Source organism: Halorubrum distributum JCM 13561 (assembly GCF_000337395.1).
Lineage (GTDB): Archaea > Halobacteriota > Halobacteria > Halobacteriales > Haloferacaceae > Halorubrum > Halorubrum distributum.
This window is the reverse complement of record NZ_AOJF01000025.1, coordinates 64098-87133: the sequence shown is the minus strand read 5'-3', so window position 1 is coordinate 87133 and position 23036 is coordinate 64098. Positions and strand designations below refer to the sequence as shown.

At 65.6% G+C, this 23036-nt stretch carries 28 protein-coding genes and 1 pseudogene; 16 read left to right on the top strand and 13 right to left on the bottom strand.

Annotated elements, in window-relative coordinates:
* Positions 1–207: AMP-binding enzyme (locus tag C470_RS03860; protein WP_008365404.1), on the top strand; the 207-nt coding region annotated here is incomplete at its 5' end.
* Between the two features lie 7 nt (positions 208–214).
* Here the strand turns inward: C470_RS03860 and C470_RS03855 are convergent.
* A complete protein-coding gene (locus C470_RS03855) occupies positions 215–574 on the bottom strand; it encodes a DUF5779 family protein (protein ID WP_008365401.1) in 360 nt (119 codons plus the stop codon).
* Positions 575–680: 106 nt separating this feature from the next.
* Here C470_RS03855 and C470_RS03850 point away from each other — a divergent pair, with 106 nt between their 5' ends.
* Together C470_RS03850 and C470_RS03845 are read left to right on the top strand one after the other, a co-directional pair.
* Positions 681–1361, top strand: coding sequence for a DsbA family protein (locus C470_RS03850; protein WP_008365398.1), 681 nt, complete (start codon positions 681–683; stop codon positions 1359–1361).
* A gap of 93 nt (positions 1362–1454) precedes the next feature.
* Positions 1455–2798 (top strand): MFS transporter, encoded by a 1344-nt coding sequence (locus C470_RS03845; protein WP_008365396.1) that lies wholly within the window; start codon positions 1455–1457, stop codon positions 2796–2798.
* Between the two features lie 70 nt (positions 2799–2868).
* Here C470_RS03845 and C470_RS03840 read toward each other — a convergent pair whose 3' ends face one another.
* On the bottom strand, positions 2869–3924 hold the full coding sequence (locus C470_RS03840; protein WP_008365395.1) for a M42 family metallopeptidase: 1056 nt from the start codon (positions 3922–3924) through the stop codon (positions 2869–2871).
* Positions 3925–4075: 151 nt separating this feature from the next.
* Here C470_RS03840 and C470_RS03835 point away from each other — a divergent pair, with 151 nt between their 5' ends.
* Positions 4076–4849, top strand: a complete 774-nt coding sequence (locus C470_RS03835) for a prephenate dehydrogenase (RefSeq protein ID WP_008365393.1) — start codon at positions 4076–4078, stop codon at positions 4847–4849.
* Positions 4850–4901: 52 nt separating this feature from the next.
* Positions 4902–6368 carry a small ribosomal subunit Rsm22 family protein gene (locus tag C470_RS03830; protein WP_008365391.1) on the top strand — a complete coding sequence of 489 codons (1467 nt, stop codon included), beginning with the start codon at positions 4902–4904 and terminating at the stop codon, positions 6366–6368.
* 30 nt (positions 6369–6398) lie between these two features.
* On the opposite strand, the gene C470_RS03825 is transcribed toward C470_RS03830, so the two are convergent.
* Both C470_RS03825 and C470_RS03820 read right to left on the bottom strand, forming a co-directional pair.
* Positions 6399–7142, bottom strand: coding sequence for an SOS response-associated peptidase (locus C470_RS03825; RefSeq protein WP_008365389.1), 744 nt, complete (start codon positions 7140–7142; stop codon positions 6399–6401).
* 26 nt (positions 7143–7168) lie between these two features.
* Positions 7169–7882, bottom strand: coding sequence for a glycerophosphodiester phosphodiesterase (locus C470_RS03820; protein WP_008365387.1), 714 nt, complete (start codon positions 7880–7882; stop codon positions 7169–7171).
* Positions 7883–8027: 145 nt separating this feature from the next.
* On the opposite strand from C470_RS03820, the gene C470_RS03815 reads away from it, so the two are divergent.
* On the top strand, positions 8028–8798 hold the full coding sequence (locus tag C470_RS03815) for a ribonuclease H-like domain-containing protein (RefSeq protein WP_004598173.1): 771 nt from the start codon (positions 8028–8030) through the stop codon (positions 8796–8798).
* 113 nt (positions 8799–8911) lie between these two features.
* On the opposite strand, the gene C470_RS03810 is transcribed toward C470_RS03815, so the two are convergent.
* A complete protein-coding gene (locus tag C470_RS03810) occupies positions 8912–9793 on the bottom strand; it encodes a WD40/YVTN/BNR-like repeat-containing protein (RefSeq protein WP_008365384.1) in 882 nt (293 codons plus the stop codon).
* A gap of 287 nt (positions 9794–10080) precedes the next feature.
* Positions 10081–11289 (bottom strand): polymer-forming cytoskeletal protein, encoded by a 1209-nt coding sequence (locus C470_RS03805; protein ID WP_007346294.1) that lies wholly within the window; start codon positions 11287–11289, stop codon positions 10081–10083.
* Positions 11290–11458: 169 nt separating this feature from the next.
* On the opposite strand from C470_RS03805, the gene C470_RS03800 reads away from it, so the two are divergent.
* The 7 genes and pseudogenes from C470_RS03800 to C470_RS16455 form a co-directional block, all read left to right on the top strand.
* Positions 11459–11641, top strand: coding sequence for a DUF5786 family protein (locus tag C470_RS03800; protein ID WP_004598430.1), 183 nt, complete (start codon positions 11459–11461; stop codon positions 11639–11641).
* Between the two features lie 123 nt (positions 11642–11764).
* Entirely contained in the window at positions 11765–12013 is a 249-nt protein-coding gene (locus tag C470_RS03795) for a hypothetical protein (protein ID WP_008365381.1), read from the top strand.
* A gap of 111 nt (positions 12014–12124) precedes the next feature.
* Positions 12125–12322, top strand: coding sequence for a DUF5800 family protein (locus C470_RS03790; protein ID WP_004598428.1), 198 nt, complete (start codon positions 12125–12127; stop codon positions 12320–12322).
* A gap of 219 nt (positions 12323–12541) precedes the next feature.
* A complete protein-coding gene (locus tag C470_RS03785) occupies positions 12542–12925 on the top strand; it encodes a hypothetical protein (protein ID WP_008365379.1) in 384 nt (127 codons plus the stop codon).
* A gap of 2 nt (positions 12926–12927) precedes the next feature.
* On the top strand, positions 12928–13140 hold the full coding sequence (locus tag C470_RS03780; RefSeq protein ID WP_007346298.1) for a helix-turn-helix transcriptional regulator: 213 nt from the start codon (positions 12928–12930) through the stop codon (positions 13138–13140).
* A gap of 266 nt (positions 13141–13406) precedes the next feature.
* Positions 13407–13607, top strand: coding sequence for a hypothetical protein (locus tag C470_RS03775; RefSeq protein ID WP_004598425.1), 201 nt, complete (start codon positions 13407–13409; stop codon positions 13605–13607).
* 869 nt (positions 13608–14476) lie between these two features.
* Positions 14477–14679: pseudogene (locus C470_RS16455) on the top strand (PIN domain nuclease); the annotation flags it as partial.
* Between the two features lie 72 nt (positions 14680–14751).
* Here C470_RS16455 and C470_RS15235 read toward each other — a convergent pair.
* The 6 genes from C470_RS15235 to C470_RS03750 form a co-directional block, all read right to left on the bottom strand.
* Positions 14752–14967, bottom strand: coding sequence for a hypothetical protein (locus C470_RS15235; RefSeq protein ID WP_004596396.1), 216 nt, complete (start codon positions 14965–14967; stop codon positions 14752–14754).
* A 462-nt stretch (positions 14968–15429) separates the two neighbouring features.
* Complete coding sequence (locus tag C470_RS03770; protein WP_008365377.1) at positions 15430–16506, bottom strand: tyrosine-type recombinase/integrase; 1077 nt, start codon at positions 16504–16506, stop codon at positions 15430–15432.
* Positions 16503–17246, bottom strand: coding sequence for a hypothetical protein (locus tag C470_RS03765; RefSeq protein ID WP_008365375.1), 744 nt, complete (start codon positions 17244–17246; stop codon positions 16503–16505). Before C470_RS03765 ends, C470_RS03770 begins: the two co-directional genes overlap by 4 nt.
* Complete coding sequence (locus tag C470_RS03760; protein ID WP_007346302.1) at positions 17243–17557, bottom strand: hypothetical protein; 315 nt, start codon at positions 17555–17557, stop codon at positions 17243–17245. Before C470_RS03760 ends, C470_RS03765 begins: the two co-directional genes overlap by 4 nt.
* Complete coding sequence (locus C470_RS03755) at positions 17554–17802, bottom strand: hypothetical protein (RefSeq protein ID WP_004596392.1); 249 nt, start codon at positions 17800–17802, stop codon at positions 17554–17556. Before C470_RS03755 ends, C470_RS03760 begins: the two co-directional genes overlap by 4 nt.
* Before the next feature lie 115 nt (positions 17803–17917).
* Positions 17918–18100 (bottom strand): hypothetical protein, encoded by a 183-nt coding sequence (locus C470_RS03750; protein ID WP_008365371.1) that lies wholly within the window; start codon positions 18098–18100, stop codon positions 17918–17920.
* Between the two features lie 229 nt (positions 18101–18329).
* Between C470_RS03750 and C470_RS03745 the strand changes: the two genes are divergently transcribed.
* Positions 18330–18605 carry a winged helix DNA-binding protein gene (locus C470_RS03745; protein WP_008365370.1) on the top strand — a complete coding sequence of 92 codons (276 nt, stop codon included), beginning with the start codon at positions 18330–18332 and terminating at the stop codon, positions 18603–18605.
* 282 nt (positions 18606–18887) lie between these two features.
* Positions 18888–19916: a hypothetical protein gene (locus C470_RS15595; RefSeq protein ID WP_152418636.1), complete on the top strand. Its 1029-nt coding sequence runs from the start codon at positions 18888–18890 to the stop codon at positions 19914–19916.
* 103 nt (positions 19917–20019) lie between these two features.
* Here C470_RS15595 and C470_RS15590 read toward each other — a convergent pair whose 3' ends face one another.
* A complete protein-coding gene (locus C470_RS15590; RefSeq protein WP_152418635.1) occupies positions 20020–20601 on the bottom strand; it encodes a nucleoside 2-deoxyribosyltransferase domain-containing protein in 582 nt (193 codons plus the stop codon).
* 243 nt (positions 20602–20844) lie between these two features.
* Here C470_RS15590 and C470_RS15230 point away from each other — a divergent pair, with 243 nt between their 5' ends.
* Positions 20845–23031 (top strand): minichromosome maintenance protein MCM, encoded by a 2187-nt coding sequence (locus C470_RS15230; RefSeq protein ID WP_082226645.1) that lies wholly within the window; start codon positions 20845–20847, stop codon positions 23029–23031.
* The last annotated feature ends 5 nt before the right edge of the window (positions 23032–23036 follow it).

Below are 23036 nucleotides of genomic sequence, written 5' to 3'. Positions count from 1 at the left end.
GTCCCGGAGAGCGGCGACCCCGACGACGCGGGCGCGACGCCCGAGCAACTCAAGGCGTTCGTCCGCGAGCGCGTCGCCGACTACAAGACGCCCGGCGAGGTGGAGTTCGTCGCGGAGCTTCCCACCACCGCCACCGGGAAGATCCAGAAGTACGAGCTGCGCGAGCGCGAGTGGGACGAGGAAGACCGAATGGTCGGCGAGGGGTAAAAACGTCTCAGGCCTCTCCGCTACCGCTCTCCTCGGATCGGTTCGAACCGACGGTCTCCTCGTCGTCGTCCGAATCACTCAGCCGGTCGGTGTCGATGCTCACGCCGGGCGGGGTGACGACGAGGAAGCCGCGGAAGTGCATCAGCTCGCCGTCCATGTCTTTCACGTCGCGCGCGAACGGGGCTGCGAGCTCGTTGAGGTCGCCCTCGATCGACAGCACCAGCGTGTTCCCGTAGTCGACGCTGCGGACCCACTCCTCCGGGTCGTTCGTGCCGTCCAAAACGCCGAGGACGACGTCGCCGGCCGCCGCGAACGCCTCGTCCATCTTCTCCTCGGCGTCCCGCAGGTCGAGGTCCCAGTCGCTCATACGTGGGGGTCGACAGGCGGCGGCAAAAGCGTTCGGGAGCCGGGCTGCCATCCGGAGGCCGCCCGGTCGCGGAGTCGTTAAGTACGCGCCGACCCCAGCGGCCGACATGGAACGCACGCGACGGTCCCTGCTCGCGAGTGCGGCGTCGGTGGGCGTCGTCGGCGCGGCGGGGTGTCTCGGCGGTGGCGGCGGGACCAACCTCGACCTCAGCGGCGTCGAACTCGACACGGGCGAGTACGACTGCGACCTGACGGAGCCGTCCGACCCGAACCTCGACTACCGGCCGACCCTCGGCGACCCCGACGCCGACGTGGTCGTTCAGGCGTTCGAGGACTTCACCTGCGGACACTGCGCGAGCTACAAGCTCGACCACTTCCCCACGATCCGCGAGGAGTACATCGAACCCGGCGAGATCCGGTACGAGCACTGGGACTGGCCGATCCCGGTCGACGGGACGTGGGCGGTCCCCGTCGCGAGCGCGGCCCGCGGGGTCGGCGCGCGCAACGGCGACGAGGCGTTCTTCGAGTTCGCCTCGGCGGCCTACGAGTCGCAGGGGAGCTACAGCGGGGAGACGCTCGGCGCCGCCGCGGAGGCCGCCGGCGCGGACCCCTGCGCGGTGCTGTCCGACGCCCGGTTCGCGGCGTTCGGAGAGGCGTCGGCGGACGACAAATCCGAGGGGACGTCGATGGGCGTCGAGGGGACGCCGACCATATTCGTGAACGGGAGCCCGGTCGAGGACGGATACGGCGCGCATTCGATCGCGGCGGCGATCGACGCCGAGCTCTGAGACCGGCGGCGTCTCGTCGCGGCTGAGGGAAAGTCGGGAAGGCGCTTCCTCGGAGCGTCGATCTTTTGCCCGTTCGCCCCGTTTTATAAGTAGATGAGCGACGCCGACCCGGACGCCGATCCCGCCGTCGAAGCCGACGGGTCCAGCCGCGTCGACGCCTCGGTCGACAGCGACCAGTCTGCCGCGGTCGACGGCGACGCCGGCGAACGCCGCCGCCGCCTCGGCGCGGTCGTCCTCGCTGTGCTGATCTCGCAGGTCCTCCTCTACCCGGGGGTCCCGGACCTCGTCGTCGCGCTCGGCGCCCCCGCCGGCATCGACGCCGGCATGTGGTTCCTCGTCGCCGAGTTCGGCGCGTTCGTGACGTTCGCGGTCGTCTGGGGCGCGCTCTCGGACGTGCTCGGGACGCGGGTCCCGCTGATCGTCGCCGGCGCGCTCGGCGGCGCGGCCTCGTACGTCGCGCTCGCGTCGCTGCCGGGGCTCGGACCCGGCTTCGAGGCCGCGCTCCTCGTCAGGGCGGTCGGCGGCGCGCTCACCATCGGCGCGTTCTCGCTCTCGATCACGCTCCTGATGGATCTGCGCGGCGGAAACGGGCGCAACATGGGGACCGCGGGGCTCGCGATCGGGCTCGGGGCAGCGGTCGGCTCGGTCGTCGGCGGGGCGCTCGCCGACCTCGGCGCGCTGTACCCGGTGTACGCCGGCGCCGTGGTGCTGGCCGCGGCGGGGCTGCTCGCGGCGACGGTCGACGACCGGGCGGGGACCGGCTCCGCGGAACCGGGAGTCGACTCCGAGGCGGTCGAGAGCGGCGACGTCGGCTTCGGCGCGGTGATCGCCCGCGCCCGGACGACGCCCGGCCTCCTCGTCCCCCTGGCGTTCGGGTTCGTCGACCGCCTCACCGCGGGCTTCTTCGCCTTGGTCGGCGTCTACTACTTCCAGGACCCGTCGACGTTCGGGCTGTCGGCGGCCGGCGCGGGCGCGACGCTCGCGCTCTTCTTCGTCCCGTTCGCGCTGCTCCAGTCGCCGTTCGGGGCCCTCTCGGACCGGATCGGTCGCTTCCTCCCCGTCGTCGCCGGCTCGCTCGCGTACGGCGTCGTCACCATCGGCGTCGGCGTCGCGCCGGCGTACCCGATCGCGGCCTCGCTGATGGTGCTCGTCGGCGTCTGCGGCGCGCTGATGGCGCCGGCGACGATGGCGCTCGTCACCGATCTCGTCGAGCCGGAGGTCCGCGGCGCCGCGATGGGACTGTTCAACGTGTTCGGATCGCTGGGCTTCCTCACCGGCTTCCTCATCGGCGGGAGCGCCACCGACGCGTTCGGCTACACGCCTGCCTTCCTCGCGGTCGGTGGGCTGGAGCTGGCCATCGCGATCGCGCTGCTGCCCGCGGTCCGCTCCATCTCGCCCGGCGCGGGCGTGATCGGGCGGCTCGGCGCCGAGGGGTGAGGTCGCTTCGACGGGACCGAGAAAGGGGTCGACGCGCCGTCGCCGTCACGTGCCTCCTCGCGGGCCGGGATCAGCTCGGCGCGTACCCCTCGCCGTCCTCGGTGTCGAGGAAGGCGGTGAGGAGGTCGACCGCGGCCTCGACGTCGCGCGCGTCGGCCGTCTCGACGGCGGAGTGGTGGTACCGGACGGGGACGGAGAGGGCGCCGACCGGTCGTGCGCCTCCGGCGTGCTGGAGCGCGCCGGCGTCGGTCCCGATGTTCCGGGCGACCTCGCGCTGGAAGGCGATTCCGCGCTCCTCCGCGAGGGACTCGAGTCGTTCGACGACCCCGGGCGTCGGGACGACGCTCGCGTCCTTCCGCTTCACGCCCACGCCGTCGCCGAGCTTCGATATCGCGTCCGCGGGGTCGACGCCGGGGTACGACTGCTCGAGCGTCCCGTCGATCGCGACGGCGAGGTCCGGGTCGACGTCTACACCCAGGGCGGCCGCGCCCCGCAGGCCGACCTCCTCCTGAACGGTCGCAGCGTAGTGAACCGTCACGTCGGGATCCGCGCGCCGCGCGGCCTCCAGCAGCACGTACACGCCCGCGCGGTCGTCGAGCGAGGAGCCGGCGACGCACCGCCCGATCTCTCGGAGGTCGCCGTCGAACGTGACGACGTCGCCGACGCGGAACGTCTCGGCGGCCGCCGCGGGGTCGAGCCCGGTGAACACGTGCGCGTCGTCGAGCGTCCACTCGTCCGGCGCCGCCTCGGCGGCCGTGTGCGCTGCCGTGACGCCGACCACCGCGCCGTACTCCCCGTCCTCGGCGTGGACGGTGACCGGGTGGCCGCGGAGCGCGTCCGGGTTCCAGCCGCCGAGCGGCTCTACGGAGAGGAAGCCGTCGTCGTCGACGTCGCTCACGACGAGCCCGATCTCGTCCATGTGCGCGGCGACGAGCACCTCGTAGCCGGGAGTCGCGTCGCCCTCGACGGTCGCGACGACGTTGCCCATCGCGTCCGTCCGCACGGCGTCGACGGGGGGAAGTTCGTCTCGCACGACGTCCCGGACGCCGTCCTCGCGACCGACCGGCCCGGGGGCGTCCGCCAGTCGCGCGAGCAGGTCGAAGTTGAGCGTGGGGTTCGCGGTCACGTCCCGACCCTTGCGGGTCGCGCGTGAAAGTCCGGGGGTCGCGGCAGAACGGGCGCTCCCGCGATCCGCTCGGCGGGACGCAGCGCCGAGCGCCCGCTCCGCCCCGAGGCGAGGCCTTTTAACCGGCGCGTCACCTCCGTTCCCGTAACCGATGGACCTCCTCGTCGTCGGCGCCGGTGAGATCGGACGCTGGGTCGCCGACACCGTTTCGGCCGACGCCGCGCCCGTCGACGCGAGCGTCGCGTTCGCCGACCGCGACCCGTCCGTGGCGGCCGACGCCGCGGCGGGTCGCGACGCCCGGACGGTCGACGCAGACGGGGACTCAGTCCACGACGCCGTCTGCCTCGCGGTGCCGATGTCGGCGGTGCCCGCGGCGGTCGAGGCGTACGCGCCCCGCGCGGAGCGGGCGATCGTCGACGTCTCGGGCGAGATGACCGACGCGCTCGCGGCGATGCGCGAGCACGCCCCGGCCCTCGAACGCGCGAGCTACCACCCGCTGTTCGCCCCGCCGCGCGTCCCGGGGAACGTCGCGGTCGTCGTCGACGAGGGCGGTCCCGCGATCGAGGGGCTCACCGCGTCGATCGAGGCCGGCGGCAACGACGTGTTCGAGACCACGGCGGACGAGCACGACGATGCGATGGAGACCGTTCAGGCTGGAGCGCACGCCGCGGTGCTCGCCTGGCGGCTCGCCGCGGACCCGGTCCGCGAGGAGTTCCACACCCCCGTGTCGGCCGCGCTCGACGAGGTCGCCGACACCGTCACGGAGGGGTCGCCCGCGGTGTACGCCGAGATCCAGCGCGCCTTCGACGGCGCCGAGGACGTGGCCGACGCCGCGGCGGCGATCGCGGACGCCGACGACGAGGCGTTCGCCGCCCTCTACGAGCGCGCCCGCGGCGACCGCGAGGGGCGGGACCGGCTGGAGTGAGACGACGCGAGGCAGACGGGACACACCAACACGCGAGACAGACGAGAACCCAATGATCGACAGAACCGCGGTCCGGAACAACGCGAACTACCTGCGCAACGTCAGACCGATCGACCCCGAGGAGATCGCCGAGTATATCGAGGGGGCCCCGCACCCGGCGGTCGTCCGCGAGACGCTCCGCGAAGAGGCGTTCGACCTCCGGCTCCGCGAGCGCGAGGACGGCGCCTTCGTCCCCGTCGAGGAGTCGCCCGTCGATCCGCCGGGCTGGGCGCCCGAGGCGCTCCCGGAGGCGTACGCCTTCGCGGTCGAGGACCTGCTGGTCCGCGAGTACGGCGCGAACTGGCACCGCGGCGAGTCCGGCGACGAGCTCCGCGAGCGGGTCCGCCGACTGAAGACCGACTACCTCTACGAGAACGAGGTCGAGTACGACCGCGTCGCGGCGCTCGGCTACGCGATCTACCACTTGCCGGCGTACTACGCGACGGTCGGCTACGTCCTCGACGACCTCACCGAGAACGGCCTGGTCGACCGGACGCTCCGCGTCCTCGACGTCGGCGCGGGCGTCGGGGGGCCCGCGCTCGGCCTCCACGACTACCTCCCCGACGACGCCGTGGTCGACTACCACGCCGTCGAGCCGAGCGCGGCCACCGAGGTCCTCGACCGAATGTTAGAGGAGACCGGCCGTAACTTCCGGACGACCGTCCACGAGGCGACCGCCGAGGCGTTCCTCGGGCTCGACGAGGGCGAGGAGGCCGACCCCGCGACGGACGACCCGTTCGACCTCGTGCTCTTCGGGAACGTCCTCTCCGAGCTCGCCGACCCGGTCGCGGTCGCGGACGCGGCGCTCGACGCGCTCGCGCCCGACGGGAGCCTCGTCGCCTTCGCCCCGGCCGACCGGAACACCGCGATCGGGCTCCGGCGGGTCGAACGCGCACTCGTCGCGGGCGACGGGGACGGCGCCGGCCCGGGCCGCGACGCCGAGATCTACTCGCCTGCGCTCCGGCTCTGGCCCGACGCGATTCCGAGCGACCCGGGCTGGTCGTTCGACGTCGCCGCGGACCTCGCGGTCCCGCCGTTCCAGCGCCGGCTCGACGAGGCGACCGCGCGCGGCGAGACGGACGAGCCTGGCGAGTTCGTCAACGTCGACGTCCAGTTCGCCTACTCGATCCTCCGACGCGACGGCACGCGCCGCGTCGACGTCGAGGCGAGCGCGGAGCGGTGCGCGCGCATGGCCGAGTCGGAACGCCACGTCACCGACCGCGTGAACCTGCTCGCGGTGAAGCTCAGCCACGACCTGAGCGAGGGCGACAACGCGCTCTACCGCGTCGGCGACGGCTCGCAGGCGACCGACCACTACCTCGTCTGTACCCGCGAGACGGCGCTGAACCGCGACCTCCGGGAGGCCGGCTACGGGTCGGTCGTCTTCGTCGAGAACGGGCTCGTCCTCTGGAACGAGGACGAGGGCGCGTACAACGTCGTCGTCGACGACGAGACGGTCGTCGACCTGGTCGCGCCCTGACGGGGCCGGTTACGGCGTCGGACCGCCCAGTCAGTCCCCGGCGACGGGTTCGATCAGGTCCGGCGCGTCGACGCTCGGCGAGTTCACCCGCGTCGACACCGGGTGCGCGGCGAGCTCGCTGCTCGGGTAGGGGTCGAGCAACGCGGCCGCCTCGTCCGGACCGCCCCGGAGCCACGTCTCCTCCTCGCCGGCCTCGGGGTCTAAGATCACCGCCATCCGGTGGTGGAGGTCCGCGACGAGGTCGTTCGGCTCGGTGGTCACCACCGCGAACGTCTCGATCACGTCCGGGTCGTCGGCTCCGGCGGCGCCGTCCCCGTTCCCGCCGCCAAACGCGCCGAGTCCGGTCTGGGTCGTCTCCGGCGTCGGCGGCTCCCACCGCTCGTAGAGCCCCGCCATCGCGAACGGGCGGTCGTCCGCGAAGGCGACACGGTAAGGCGTCTTATCGGAGCCGCCGCGGCCCCCGTCGGGGCCCCCGACCCACTCGTAGAAGCCGTCGGCGGGGACGAGACAGCGCCGGCGCTCGAACGCGTCGGCGAAGCTCCGCTTCTCGCGAACGGTCTCCGCTCGGGCGTTGATGAGGTCGAACGACTCGTCGGCCCACGAGGGGGTCAGCCCCCACTCCATCCGGGTCGCTTCTTCGGGGGCATCGTCGGTTATCACCGGCAGTGACTGCCCGGGCGCGCAGTTGTAGCTCGGCTCGTGGTCGCCGAAGTCGACCCCGAACCGGGCCTCGAGGTCCGCGGTCGGGGTGAAGAGCGTGTAGCGGCCGCACATGTCTCCGCCATAGGGCCGGGAGCTACTTAATCTCGCGACGATCGCTCCGCGTCGGAGAGCAGGTCCCAGCGGTCGGCGATGATCCCGTCGACGCCGGCCGCGAGAAGTCGCTCCGCGTCCTCGCGGTCGGTCGCGGTCCACGCGTTCACCGCCAGTCCGGCCCCCTGGGCCGTTGCGACGACCGTCGACTCTGTCGCGACGTCGATCGGTGGATGGACCGCGACGCAGCCGAGGTCGGTCGCCGTCCCGACGACGCGCTCGGGAGCCGCGTCCGCGACGAGCAGCGCGCGGGCGGTACCCGGATCGCGGTCCCGCAGCGACGCCAGCGCCTCGGCGTGAAACGACGAGAACTGGACCTCGTTGTCCGCCCGTCGAGCGACGTCGAACGCGTCGTTCGCGGTCTCCGACTCCTTGAGTTCGACGTTGACGAGGAGGTCGTCGGGCGCGGCGTCGAACAGCTCTTCGAGCCGCGGGATCGGTTCGCCGGAGTCGAGGACCGTCAGCTCGCGGAGGTCGCTCCAGTCAGTGTCCGCGACGCGCCCGGACGCGCCGGTCAGCCGGTCGAGCTCGGCGTCGTGGAAGACGACGAGCTCGCCGCTCGCGCACCGGCGCACGTCCACCTCGACGGCGTCGACGCGCGGCGCCGCGCGCTCGACGGCCGCGACCGTGTTCTCCGGGTGCTGCCCGGCGCAGCCGCGGTGGCCGATCAGCGTGACGTCGTCGGGATCGGTCCGGGTCATCGCCGCGCTCGCGCCTCGCCCTCCCGTCGGTTCGCTCGCTCGCTCACGCACGGCCCTCGGGCCCGGACCGTGTTAGCTCTTCGTCGGTCGCGGCCGCGCGCCCGCTCCCGTCGGCTTTTTACTCGCGCGTCGCTCCGGGACGGACATGCGCATCGAGAACAGCTTCATCCCCGTCGAAGGGGTGGGCGAAACGACCGAACGGCGCCTCTGGGAGCGAGGGGTCACGAGGTGGGAGGAGTTCGACCCCGCGGTCGACGTCGCGGGGGTGGGGTCGACGACCGCCGACCGGATCGAGTCGTTCATCGCGGAGGCGCTCGCGCGGCTCGACGACGGGGATTCCGCCTACTTCGACCGGGTGTTCCCCTCGGGCGAACGCTGGCGGCTCTACGAGAACTTCCGCGAGGAGACCTGCTTCTTCGACATCGAGACGACCGGGCTCGACGAGCGGCGCGACCGCGTGACGACGGTTAGCTTTCATCAGGGCGGCGAGACGACGACGCTCGTCGCGGGCGAGGACCTCACCGCGCGGCGCCTCCGCGAGCAGTTCGCGGACGCGAGCCTGCTCGCGACGTTCAACGGCGCGCGCTTCGACGTCCCCTTCCTCGAGACCTCCTTCGACGTCGAGATCGACACGCCCCACCTCGACGTAATGTACCCCGCGAAGCGGATCGGCCTCTCGGGCGGGCTGAAGCCGATCGAAAAGCAGCTGGGAATCGACCGCGACCGGCCGGACATCTCCGGGCGCGACGCGGTCCGCCTCTGGCGCGAGTACGAGCGCGGCGACGAGGCGGCGCTGGAGACGCTCGTCTCGTACAACCGCGAGGACACCGTGAACCTCCGGACGCTCGCCGACGAGGTCTGTGCGCGGCTCGACGACGAGGTGTTCGTCGCCGCCCCGGACGGAGACGGCGACTGAGAGGGACCCGATAGGCCGCGGACGGCGGGTATGGACCGTCGCGATGGGAGCCGCAGGCGCGGTCGACGCCGGAGTGATCGGATTCGCCGGCGCGGTCGGATTCGCCGGAGCGGTTACCGGCGCAGGACGATACCGCTGTCGCCGACGACGACGGCGTCGCCGTCGACGTCGACCGCGTTCAGGTTCTCGCCGGTGGGCGTGTCGAGGACGAACCGGTCGTCGGCCGTCAGCTCTTGGACCACGCCGCCGCTCCCGACGACGTAGCCGGCGTCGCCGTCCGTCTCGACGTCGACGAGGTCGGCGTCGCCGAGCGCATCGGGCGTCCAGTTCGCCCCGTCGTAGGTCAGTACCGTCCCGTTGCCGCCGGAGACGTCGACGTCGTCCGGCGCGTCGCTGTCGAGGCCGTAGAACGTCACGTTGGCGTCCTCGATGCCGACGGCGTTCCAGGTGACGCCGTCGTCCGTGACGAACACGCGGCCGTTCGTGTCGATGGCGTGCCCGCTGCGGGGACCGTGGAAGTCGATCGCGGGGAGCGCGGAGCCGCTGCCCGGCGTGACGTAGTCCCACGTCCCCGCCGCGCCGTTCTCGAAGCTGTAGTATATCTTCCCGGAGTCGCCGGCGACGTAGACGTTCGCCTCGCCGGCGTCGCCCGTGACGGCGACCGAATTGTAGTTGTTCGTGTTGTCCATCGGCGCGGAGCGGTCCACGAGCGTGTCGGTCGCGGGAACGTACTCGCCGATGGCGCCGCTCGCGCCGACGAACCAGACGCGCTCGCCGTCGTCGGTGACGGACGCCCCGTAGAGGTTGTTTCCGTTCCCCGTCGGGCCGCCGTCGCGAAGCGTTCGCCAGCCCTCGGCCGTCCGCACGGTGAGGACGCCGCCGCCGCCGACCGCGAAGCGGCCGGCGTTCGCCGACACCACGTCGTGGAGCGTGCTGTCGGTCTCGGTCTCCTCGACGGTCCAGTCGCTCTCCGCGGCCGCGGCGACACCTGTCACGCCTCCCGATGCGACGATCGCACCCAGTCCCGCCAGCGTGGCGCGGCGGGTCGCCGTCAGTGATCGGCTCATGACGCACTCGCCCGTTGCGGTGGCCGTTGTAAGTGCCTTGTGTCAGTTTAGAATCGGCGTGAAATTAATCCGGCTAAAACCGCGTTAAACGTCGATCGGAGCGGCGGTTTATGTCGTGAAAGGAATCGTTCAGTGCCCTCAAATCGGGGTATTAGCCCCTGATACAGTATTTGATGGATCTCCCAGAGAAAGTCGAACACGTTCGGTTCGGCGGATCAGGATTCGTCTTCGGACTCGGCCGCGTCCACCGCCGCCCCGGCGTCGGCGGTCACCGCCGCCGTCTCGCTCTCGGTCGCGTCGCCGCCGGAGTCCGGATCGTCGGCTCGTTCGCCGTCGTCGCCCTCGGGTTCGTCACCGTCCGCGGCTTCGTCCGCTTCCTCCGCCTCGTGCTCGCCGGCTTCCTCGGCTTCGGTTTCCTCGGTATCGACCTCTCGCTCGTCGGCTTCCTCGGTTTCGTCGGTTCCGTCCGCTTCCTCGGTTCCGTCCGCTTCCTCCGAGCCGGTCTCCTCCGGCTCGTCAGCCTCGACTTCCTCGACTTCTTCCGCTGCCTCGTCTTCCTCCGCTTCCTCGGGCTCTTCTTCCGCCTCCGTCTCCTGAATTAGCTTCATCTCGCCGCGCGCTCGGAGGGTGCCCTGGATCTCCGCGCCGTCGTACACCACCAGGTCGCCCGCGGACACGTCGCCGAGGACGCGCGCGCCGCGCTCGACGGTCACGGTCCCGCCGCGGGTCGTCACGTCGCCGTGGATGACCGTGTCGGCGCCGACGGTGACGTCTTCCCGGGCGCGCAGCGAGCCGAACACCTCGTTGCGCTCGCCCACGCGGATCGACGCCGCGCGGAGGTTGCCGTGGAGGCGGCAGTCGTCGCCGACGGTCGCCGGCGTCGACACGCGCCACGCGTCGTCGGAGATCTCGGCGCTCCGCGGGACCAGCAGGGGGTCGCGGACGTCGTCGCCGTCGGCGAGCGCCTCGGCCAGCTCGTCGGCGGCGTCGGTCTCGCCGACGCGCAGCAGCTGCGAGAGGACGATGAAGTAGAAGACGATCGTCGGGACGGGGTTCCGGATGACGATCCAGCCGTTGGCCTCGAACCCCTCCTCGATCGTCACGTCGTCGCCGATGTCGAGGTCGCCCGACACCATTAGGCGGCCGGTGACGGTCACCCGCTCGCCGAGGTAGGCGTCCTCGCCGACCAGCACGTTGCCGTCGACGGAACACCAGGTGTCGAGCCGGCAGTCGCCCTCGGCCTCGATGTCGTCGCCGACGCTGACGCGCTCGCCGATCGCGACGTTGCGCCCGCGGACGCCGAGCTCGACGGTCGACTGGCCGCCCACGAGCACGTCGCCGTCGACCACGACGTCGTGCTCTTCGACGGTCGTCCCCGAGGGGATCGAGAGCTCCTCTATCGGGCCGTCTCCTCGCAGCGACACACCGGGAGCAGTCGCCCCGCGCGTATAAACGGTGCGGGGCGTCGGACGGGCGTCGGACGCGGGCGCGCCGCGTCAGGTCCGCAGAACTCCGTCCCGGACCGGGACGTGAACCCCTACCGCGACGGATGACGGTCGCTGTGCTTTTCAGTGCGCCGCCGAAGTGTCGCTCATGGGATTCGGATCGTACGACGAGAGCGAACAGAAGGACCAGGACGTCGACACCGACGAGGACGACGCGGTGAACGTCCACGAGAACGACCACGACGGCGACGTCTCCATCGAGGGCGACGCCGACACCGACGACCTCGTGGGCCGCCTCTCGGAGATGCGGGACGACGAAGCCGAGGACTGAGTCGCCGCCCGCTGCCGAGACGCTCTGTAACCCGAAACGCGGACGGCGTGGACCGACCGTGGGTGTGCGTGTCGTTCACACACTCGATTTGGATTTATTTTTCACCGCCCCCATTGGTACCGTATGGCACGGGAACGTAACCGAACCCCTCGGTTCGGCCGACGAGCGCGCTCCCGTCGTCGGGGGCGCGGGCGCTCTATCGGTCGATCGGACGAGACCGACGACGCCGGAGGAGACGGCCGCGACGACGAGGCCTCCGCCGCGACGGTCGCACTCGCGCGCCGGCTCTGCGCGGGCGGAAACGGACAGGCCTGCGAGATGCTCGAACGGCTCTGCGAGTCGGGCTACGACGCTGCCTGCGACGCGACCTGAGGCCGCCTGCGGTCGCGGTCCGCGCGCGACCGGCGCCGCTGGTTCGCACGCGCGACGGTCGTCTCCCGGCAGTGCGTGTTCCTTATCACCTCGAACGGAGTACTCGGAATCATGAGCACGGATCTGACGTTCACCGACCGCGGCGTCGACGTCGTCTACGAAGGCACGGAGTTCGAGCTGGAGAAGACGCTGATCGAAGAGGCGACCGGGAAGTCGTACCGCGACGTTACCGACCACGAGGTGCTGACAATCGTCGCCGAGGACCCGGATCTGGACGGCGAGCCGGTCCGGATCGGCGACGTGTTGTAACTCGCTGTTGACCGGTCGGCCGCCCGTCCGGAGACCCCGGCCCGACGCTCTACTCTCCGAGGTCGCGCCCGCCGCCCAGACCTCCTTCAACCCCCGCGAACGGCGGGTCACGCGCTGGGCGGGCGAGTAAGAAATATATAACGTTAGATCGAAGTAACATTCAGAGGTGACCACCTTATGCGACCTCGGACGCGTTACCGCATCGGACGAGCCGTTCACATGCTCGTGACGGTACTGACCCTCAACCTCGGACTGGCACGCGAATCCCCCCCGCTCATCGCCAGCGGCGCGGTGCTGTTCGCCGCGTTCTTCCCGGTCAGTCGGACGCTCGCCGACCGTGTCGGTCACACCCCGGTGGACGAGCGCACCCGCGAGATCACGCGGACCGCCGCGAGCCGCGCCGCGATGCTGCTGTTCGGAGCCGCGCTCACCGTCTTCCTCCTCGGGTCCGCCATAGAGGCGGCGGGCGGGCTCACCGGCCTCGCGCGGACCGCCTACGCGCAGGCCCGCGTCGTAGTAGTGTGGGCGGCCGTCGCGATCTGCGTCTCCTCCGTCGCCCACGGCACGCGGGCTTGGGTCAGACGCCGGGGCGTGGAGGCGTAAGCGTGGAGTTCGAGACGCGTATCCGCGAACTCCGCGAGGAGGCGGGGCTGACGCAGGCCGAGCTCGCCGACCGCGTCGACGTTACTCGCCAGACGATCCTCTACGTCGAGAAGGGGGAGTACAACCCCTCTCTGGAGCTGGCCTGGCGCATCGCGCGTGAGTTCGACGCGCACGTTGAGGACGTGTTCGATCTGCCCGATGAGCCGCAGTCGTAAGCGTCGCGAGGGTACCGCGGGCACTTCCGTTCCGCGGCGACGAGATCGCACCCGCTGGCGGGTATCGGGTAGTGCGTTCGCTCCCGCCGCGCTGTGCGTGCCGACGTTGACCTCCGGGACCCCCCACGCTTTCTCAGCCGTGCCGGGCACGCGGTCGTCGCCGCGCCGACCGCGGCGACCTGCTCGCGACGGGACTGGGCGTGGAGCATCGAGCCGTCGCGCGGTCCGACCGGACGACTTTTTCCGTCGCCCCCCGAAGCGGGGTTATGGAGATCGGATTCGACCTCGGCGCGAACGTCCCGTCCGGCGTGTTCGCGCTCCACGCCGTTATCGCCGTCGTGTTCGTAGGCCTCGCGGGCGTGAACGGGGCGAACGGCGAGACGATCGGGCTGGCGATCTACCTCGCGATGGCGGGCATGATCGCCATCGTCGGCGTCATGGCCGCGCGGATCGTGGCGCGGCGGTAGTTGGAAGCCGAATCGAATTTTCGACGCCGCCCACCGGCCGACGAGCCCGTTCCTGTCCGTCGAGTACGTCTCTATTCCCCTGCTCCGTTAGGGCCCGATCACGATCCAGACCAACCTTGGGCTGAACGGCTCCGTTGAAGCTCTTCGGAAGTGATTCAGTCTGATCGGGGCGTGGCCGGTATGGACATAGCGACGAGCGATTCCGGGAGTAGGTATCGCAGATCTACAGCCGCGATGTCGTATTTAAGTAACCACGAGCGACGACGACGAGTGCTTATAAAAAGGGGTGCGGTGGCGCGTGCCGACGAGCGCCCGGAGGGCGCGAGTCGCACGCGCGAGGGAGTCGGGCGCGGCGAGGGCGACCGGAGGGAGCCCGCAGGACGCGCCCGACGAGGTTGGGGAGGCGTGAGGCTGTGGTCCCGCGAGCGACCGGAGGGAGCGAGCGGGAGCACGGAAGTCGCAGCCCGCGCAGCGAACGCAGTGAGCGAGCAGGACCGTCTTCCGGTGGTGCTGAGCGGTGCGGGGCGGGACTCAACGGGGCAGTCGCGAGGCGGCCACAGGCGTTCACGAGAGCTTCGCTCTCGTGAGCCAATCAGAACGCGGAGCGTTCTGACGACATCACGAAAGGCGCGAAGCGCCTTTCGAACGGCAGCGAGCGTGCGCCCGCCTCCCGACTGGGGCTTTGGAGGCCGTCATCCCAGCAGTCTCAATCATTTATAAACGGCCAACGGCAAAACCGGGATGCTACTTATAAACGACCTCACTCGCGATGTACTACACTTACTCTCGCTACCGATCAGGAAGCACCTTTCAGCGACCATGTGTTTCAACCCAGTTTAAATCTGGAGAATAGGGCTTCAACAGAGCCGCTTGAGGTTGTTCCCGTTGAGACCGACGAAGAACGGCAGATCGTGCTCACGGCTGTGAATTATGTTGATGACCGAACAACTGCGTTCGATTCGTCCCATGCCGCTACTGCCGAAGCTCGTGGCATCCCATCTTAAGCTCTGACAAACCATACGAGGATGTCGATCCCGAGCGTCTTCCGTTGGAACCGACTGACGAGGAGTGAGTCATCCCTCAGACAGACTGAGCACCCGAGCCTATCCGTTTCTAAGTGACCCGACGAAGTCCAGGCTGAATGTCACCGCTCCCTGAATTTGACCGTGTAGCCGTTATTGCGGAGCGCTTCAACGAGTTCGTCTCCACGCTCGATTGTGAATTCGTGGAACGAGTTGGTGGGGCTATCCGCCGAATACAGCTCAGAGTCGATATTCTCCGGAATTTCGTTCTGATGGGTATCTTCTTGGACAACAACGGGCTGGCTGGGTACGTTGGTGGAACTGCTATCTTCTGACATTGGGACATCCTGTGTTACAACCGTTCGCTCATTTGAATTCCGATTCTGATTTCTCTTGAGAGAGCTATCTGACGCGATTACAGACGCCGACAGGCGTAGAGTTACCAAGCTCTGTTGAAATCCTCAGCAAGTGATATATTCCCACTCAACCGCAGTCAGTACAGGGGATCCACATACCGGAATTGTGACGCCCTACTTTTGTCGGGGTGTTACCGTGTGCTGGGAAATATCAGGGAGAACGCGATTCCTTGTGCGATGCCCATCCGATTGAGCGATGAATCTCAATTGGGCCGGCGGACAGTAATTCTTGAACGAAGGGCGAGCTCAAGACTCCAGCAACAAACCAGAAGAACCCTATCTAACCATATCGGATGAAACTGAAGGAATGGGGCCGGAGGGACGAACCAAACTCGCGATTACCCCTATGTCGGTACTCTGAGATACCCGTCTTCGGTGTCGTTGTCATGAGTCGTCGTCCTCCTCGCCGATTCCGGCGATATCGAGGTCCGCAGTGTACTCCTCTCGGCGTTCTGCCATTTTCCGGTGCCGGTCCGCCTTGTCGTAGTAGCGCTTGATCGTGTCCGGGTCCGCGTCGACGCGCTCGCTGATCACTTCGATCGGGAGCCCGCGGTCGCAGTGCCACGTGAGCGACCCCGTCCGGATGTGGTGGGGCGCTCGCGACGAAGGACACTTCGAGGCGTGCGAGCGCTCCGTGAACTTACAGCTGCGGCGACGACGCCCGTGTGGGCACTCCATGTAGAGGCAGGGCTGTGTCCCCTGATACGTCCACGAGCGGATCGTCGTGTCCGTGACGCGGCCCTGCCGGCCAGCGAATAGCGGTTCGCGGCCGTGCTCGTCGCGCTTGTCCGAGCGCTCCCGGGCGATGTACGTGTCGAGCGCGTCGACGACCGGCTCCGAGATGCGCACGACGCGCTCGCCCTCGTCGTTATTCTTCAGGGGCGTTCCGGACTCCGGTCGGTGGTTGAACTCGAGGTACCCGTTCTCCGGGTCGTAGTCGCCGACATCGAGGCCGACGACGGCGCCGAGCCGGCAGCCCGTGTTCCAGAACACTTCGAGGACCGCGTGCGGCGGGGTGCCGAAGCGGGCCGGGTCGTTCCGGTAGAACGCGAGGAGCTGCTTCGCGTCCTCGGTGTCGAGCATCGTGTCGCTCGTCTCCTGCGACCGCGTGAGCTTCGGGACGTGGACCTTCTCCGGGAGGTCCTCGTCGACGGCCTCGATCGTCGCGAGGTACTGGACGACCTGCGAGACGGCGGTCATCTTTCCCTTCACCGTCGCCGGGGCGTTGTCCTCGGCGCGGAGGTGGCGCTCGTACTCGTCGAACAGCCAGCCGGAGAGGTCGCCGACGCGCTCGACGCCGCGCTCCTCGCACCAGTGGACCCAGCGCGTGAGGCGGTTGTCGTAGCTCCGGATCGTCTTGTCGGAGTTCTCCATGGAGCGCTTTTCGAGGAACCGGTCGCGTGCCTCCCGCGGCGAGAGGTCGGACGGGTTCGCGGGCGGCGAAGACGGCTTCCGGCTCACCGTCCGTCCCCCATGTTCTCGATACGGTCGCTCACCGGGTCGAACTCCCACCCGGCGACCGATCCTCCGTAGAGGTCGCCGTACGCGTCGACCACGTCGGTCGCGGTAGCGCGGTCCGACGGCGCGCTGCGGTCCGGGTTCGGATCGTTTCGCGCGGCGTCCCGGCGCCGGTCCTGAACCAGTTGGAGGAGGAGCGCGTTCTGGAGTTCGAGGGCGTCTGCGATACGGGCGAGGTCGTCATCGCGGTCGCGACCGCCGTCGGCAACCAGCCGACGCTTTCCAGCAAACCTTTCCGCATCTAGCCCTTGGGATCTATCGGTGTGATCGGCGCACCGTGTCAGAGGCACGCACCTGCGTGTTCCCCCTTTCCTGCTGCCGAAACCGCGTTCGGGTTCGTCGCCGGTACTCCCCGGCTGATCGATACCGCCGTCGGTTACGAGTTCGCGCTCGCCAGCGTGGTAGCGGAGGTTCTCGACGAGCGAGATCGCGCGGTCGGCGTCGAGGTCGCGCCGGAACCGGTCCGCCAGGTCGAGTCCCTTTATCTGGTGGTCCTCGTCGCGAACGTGGAGCCGCGCGACGACGTCTCCGTCCGTTCCGTGTCGGCGGTCGACCAGGTCATACAGCGACTGTAACACGGCGCGGTGGTTCGCGAGAAGTCGGGAGGCGCGGTTCCGGTCGGTGTACGCCAGCACCGAACCGTGGCGGTTCCGGCGGATCTCCACGTCGACGGTCGGGCTCATCGGTCCACCTTCGCGGGCATGACCACGGCCTCGCTACCGTCTCCGTCCCACGGTCGAAGGCAGACGAGGACCATCCCGCTCTCCTCCGCCTCGACGAAACTCAGCCGCGCGTCGGTGTCTCCGAACTCCTCCTGGAACGTCTCCGTGAGGTCAGCCAACAGAATCGGCGAGACAATCTCGCCCATCTTCAGGGATTCCTCTCCGGCCGCCTCCAGGCGACCGAGAAGGTTCTGATCGTCGAGGACGGTGATCTCGTGGAGATCCGCGTCGGTGACCTGCTTCGGGGCGAACTCGCTCGGTGAATCGCTCACGCGCGACCACCCCGGAGGCTCTCGTAGGACTCCGAGCCGCGCACGAGCTCGACCTCGTCGCGTTCGAAGGTCTCGTCGGTGCGGACGTTTCGCAGCTCCTCGAACTCCGGCTCGGCGTCCGTGTCGTTCGACCGGGCGCACTGCGCGCACCAGAAGTGGTAGTTCGTCGGTTCCCACGAGCGGTGTCCCGCGGGACACCGCCACTGCCACCGATCCGTCTCCTCATCAAGGTCGATCTCGACCATATCGGGGCGAGACGTTACCTTATAAAAGCGGTCGGCCAAAGGCGCTCGGCGAAACTGAACGTGGTCGTCACGTCGGGCGATACTGCGGGTTTTGCCGGTTCCGTCGCTATGAGTCCTAATCATGATTCTCGGGGTACAGGTCGATCTCTCCCGCGAACTCGGCGAACGTGGTTTGCGCCACGTCGTGCGCGGCGCGGTCCGCGCGGACGATAACGGCGAGCGCGTCGGGAGTGGTAGTGAAGCGCTGTTCGTGCTCTCGGTCGGGAGTTTGAAGCCCCCCTGTGGTGTTCCCGTACATGGGTTTCGTGCGTATCCACGGAACCCCACCCGGGCCGGCTGTTGGCGCAGCGCGGCCCGCGTCCTTTTCAGGCTCGCCACGTCCGAGACGGGCGAGTGGGTCCGTGAGAGTAGCGTGCGGATTCTGGGGACTTAACTATGATGGTCAAGACTATCATACAGAATGTCGAGACAATTAGGCTGCTCGTATAACCCTATAACTAAGAGCCGTCTCGCAGAATCGGCGGCTGATGAGACCCGTGGTGAGTTGGATGACCAAGTCTGATGATGCGATCTTAGAGTTTCTCGCTCACCACGGCATAGCGCTGCCGCCAACTGCGATCGCTTTCAACGTCGAGAACGTGTCGCGACCCACGATCGACCGCCGGCTTCCAAAGCTCGAGGAGGCTGGCTTAGTGAAACGCTACGAGGACCCCCAAGGGTATACTGAGATCACCGATCGCGGTCGCGATTACCTCGCGGGCGAGCTCGACGCTGACGACTTGGAAGACGTCGGCGACGAGTAGCACCCTCGCTTTTTGTCGGAAATAAAATCCTATTCAGTGACCCTATCGACGGGTTCGACATGCCAACTAATCGGTAGTTGATTCGGGGTCGCACGACCTCACGATTCTGTTGCTCCTCGAAGGCGACACGGTCGCGAGCGAAATGACAGCGGTCTCGACTGAGTAAAGCGGGGCGACACTGCCACCCGTTCAGGACTTCATACAATCCTGATTTCAGAAGGTAAGGTATAGTAAACGTCGTTTGTCAGTAGTTTTTTCATGGAATGTATTTTTGGTAACATTATGAACAGACGAACGCTGATTGGAACTTCGGTAATGCTTGCTACACCAGTGCTCGCGGGGTGTTCCTCAGATGGACAAAATCAATCTGAGCCTTCTGGAGATGATAGCGAAAACGAATCGGAGTCAGTAAACAGTGAGCAAGGACCTGTCGGGCCTGAGGACGCAGTAGAACATTATGACAAGGCGATCGAGCTGTTGGGAAAGAACGCCGAGGTATTCAATGAAGTCCGTCAAGAGCTATTGTTAGAGGGAAGTAATGTAGAGTTCAGTTCCTCAGAAGTCAAATCACGAACCTCTGAGGCCCGCAGTCAACTTGACAGTGCTGAACAAGATGACGACGGCTCGTTGAGTGATCATATCGACGCAATGCGTGTGCTCGCATCGTACCAAGATTCTTTAGCCGATTACAATGAGGAATACCTCAGATTGACGAGCCTCGTCAATACAGGGGTTGATGAATACTTCGATGGGCAACATCAGTCTGCGATAGATATCCTTCAAGAAGCTCAGGAGCAGATTTCACCGACCAGGTCCTCACTAGAAGAGGTCGGTGAAAAACTAGATGAGGTACAGGAGGCTGCCGAAGTGGCAGATTTGGGTGATCAGTTTAAAGAAGAAATGCTCGTAGTAGGAGACCAGTTTGCCGAGGTTCAGGAGGAACTCGCTTGGCTTAACCAGATAGTTCCCGCCCGAATCGCTGAAGTTGAGGGAGATCGAGCGTTCGAGTTAGGTACAAATGCGTTTGACAATGAGGAATATGGTACTGCCCGCTCTCATTATGCGGATTCTGAAAACCACTTTGTGTCTGCTGAGACCCATTTAGATAATCTCCAAGTACAAGAGATAACCTCGTATATTGAGGAATTAGTCAGTGACGCAGAGAGTTTGAACTGTGAGTATCGACATAGCTCAAACGCTTGCGACGAGATGGTACAGGCCTCAGAGGCGATGGAAAACAATCAATCAGAACAGGCTAATCAACACATTGAGGCAGCAAATACTCAGCTTTCAAAAATAGACACCTGTTAAACTCCAACTGACCTATTCTGTGCTACTCTGAAGGCAATCCGCTCCGAAGGTAGGAAGCGATTTGTTACACTAGTTAAGATCGGGGTGTCAGTGACTCCTCGGATTATTCAAACTCCACGCTAAACTCGTCTGCTGTCCATTCTGTGACCGCTTGACGAATATGAGCTGTAGTTTCAACACCGACAACCGATCCCCGCGGCGTTCCTTCCCACGCGGAAATCCAACCGGGGATATTCCGCTGTCCCGACCGGTCGTCATCCCCGTTGATGTAATTGATGAGGAACCAGTGGTCGTCAGCAGTTGCTCGGTAAAGTGCGCTCTCGATAGGAATCGGGTAGTCAGGGTCCTTAACCCCAGCCTCGATAAGATCGTCGTCGAACAGCACAAGCGTCGGTGTATCTGTGTGTAGTGCGTGTAGTGTCTCGACGAGTGTGCCAATCTGAGGCGTCTCCGAAAAATAGGCTACGACGCCGTCAGCGGCGTTGATCGCCTGGATGTCTTCCGATACGGCACCTTGGACGAAATCACCTCCATGGTCGAAGTATGCGTCTTCTGGGTGATAGAAGGTAATCTCCTCAAGAGATTCTTCGACACTACGTCGCCACCACGAGTCTTCACTGTCCTGCCAGCGCATCGCCCCTGCCGTGTAGATTCGAGGGTAGTCCTCAGTTGGTTGTACGGACATACACCTCTCTTTCTGGTAAGTGTGTTTGAATGTTCTGCTACTCAACTTAATTCTGAGTCACGCTGACGAATACTCATCATATCCAGAACAGGCTTCAATAGTACATTAGCGGCCTCAAAAGAGCCAATACCTTTGATCTATTGCCCGCATAGATTTCTCACAGACAGAAATCAGAGCAAGGGGACCTGCCTGAATTCTAACACCTACGCCAGTTTAATTACGTCAGTCTGTTTGGATTATCTCATGGCGAATCAGGATCTCACTGACCGATTCATCCAGTTCTATCGAAATTACTATCGCGAGGAGGTCGGAACACTTGCGCAGCGCTACCCCAACGAGCAGCGTTCGTTGTACATCAAGTACGACGACCTATTCCAATTCGACCGCGACCTCGCCGAGGATTTCCGAAATAAACCCGACCAGATACGCCAGTATGCCGAGGAGGCGCTTCGACTGTACGATCTCCCTGCCGACGTAAGCCTTGGTCGCGCACACGTCCGAATGGAAGATCTCCCTGATAACGTCGATATCCGCGGCATCCGCGTCCACGACAACCTCATCGGAAGCTTGGTCTCTTTCCGTGGGGTTGTCCGAAAGGCGACTGATGTCCGACCACGAGTAACGGAAGCATCCTTCGAGTGCCAGCGCTGCGGCACGATGACGTACATCCCACAGTCTGACGGAGATTTCCAAGAACCGCAAGAGTGCCAGGGCTGTGAGCGGCAGGGACCGTTCCGGATCAATATGGATCAGTCTGAATTCGTTGACTCACAGGAAATCCGAGTTCAGGAATCCCCGGAAGGGCTCGAAACCGGTGAAACGCCTCAGTCGATCGATGTCGAACTGAGCGATGATCTGTGTGGTGAAGCGACTCCGGGCGACCATATCACGGTCGTCGGGACCCTCCGCGCAGAACAGATAGAAGGTGGAAACAACTCGAGCCCGTTGATTGATTTGTACGTCGATGGTCTGTCTATATCGCCCAGTGACGAGTTTGATTTTGCTCCGACTAGTAGCGAGGAGCAACACCTTCACGAACTCATTGATGACGGGGAAATATTCTCTGCCCTGCGAGACTCCATTGCGCCCTCGATATACGGATTAGAAGAGGAGAAGCTAGCTGTTCTACTTCAGTTATACGGCGGTGTCCAAAAGCGGACTGAGGACGGAGAGCTAATCCGAGGACAGCCACATGTTCTGCTGGTAGGTGATCCTGCGGTCGGGCTCAGTCGGATTTTGAGATCAGCAGCAAGAATCGCTCCACGGTCGACGTATAGTAACGGGGCAGAGACGTCGAAGGCGGGATTAACGGCCGCTGCGGCACGGACTGGCGGTAAGGATGGTCCGTGGGAGCTTAAAGTAGGAGCGCTGCCGATTGCGGATCGCGGCTTGGCAGTGATCGACAATCTCTCTGAGATCGGTGATGATGCGATGGGTGCGCTCACTGAGCCGATGGAGCAACAGCAGATCACGATCTCAAAGGCATCTATCCATGAGACCGTAGACACTCGAGTTGGCGTTCTTGCTGCTGGGTCTCCGGAATATGGGATGTTCGATCAGTACGAGCCTATCGCTGAGCAACTGGGGGTCGACGCACAGTCGTTCACTCTATTCGATCTTGTGTTCACTGTCACTGATTCACCTGATCCCGATAAAGATGAAGAGACGGCAAATCACGTACTGGAAATAAATCGAACGGGTGAGTTACAAGAGGCGGGTGCAGATCCTGAGCCTCCAGAATCGATCGAAACGCCGTTAGACGCTCCTCTCATTCAGAAGCATATTGCAATTTCCCGGCAGATTTCTCCGGTACTNGCAGATCCTGAGCCTCCAGAATCGATCGAAACGCCGTTAGACGCTCCTCTCATTCAGAAGCATATTGCAATTTCCCGGCAGATTTCTCCGGTACTGTCGTCTGAAGCCGAAGATCGGATTACAGAGTTCTATGTCGATCTCCGATCCAAAGGCGCCGACGATGACGGGCCAGTACCAGTCACTGCCCGGAAGCTGGAGACTTTAGTACGTCTCTCAGAGGCTAGCGCTCGGGTTCGCCTCTCTGATACTATTGAAGTTGAGGATGCGGATCGAGTAATCGAACTTGTCGAGTCCTGTCTCAAAGATATCGGTGTCGACCCGGGGACAGGACAATTCGACGCTGACACGGAACAATCCGACGGTGAGACGAAGCAATTCGATGCCGATGTGGTGGAAACAGACACCTCAAAGAGCCAGCGAGACCGTATCAAGAATATCAAAGAGCTCATCGCGGACATCGATGAAAAACATCAGGAGGGGGCGCCTGTCACGGAGGTGCTCAACCGCGCTGATGAGATTGGAATGAGTTCTGAGAGAGCGGAGGCGGAGATCGAGAAACTCCGTAACAAGGGCGAGGTGTATTCGCCAAAAAAGGACTACCTCCGAACTACCTGATTAAC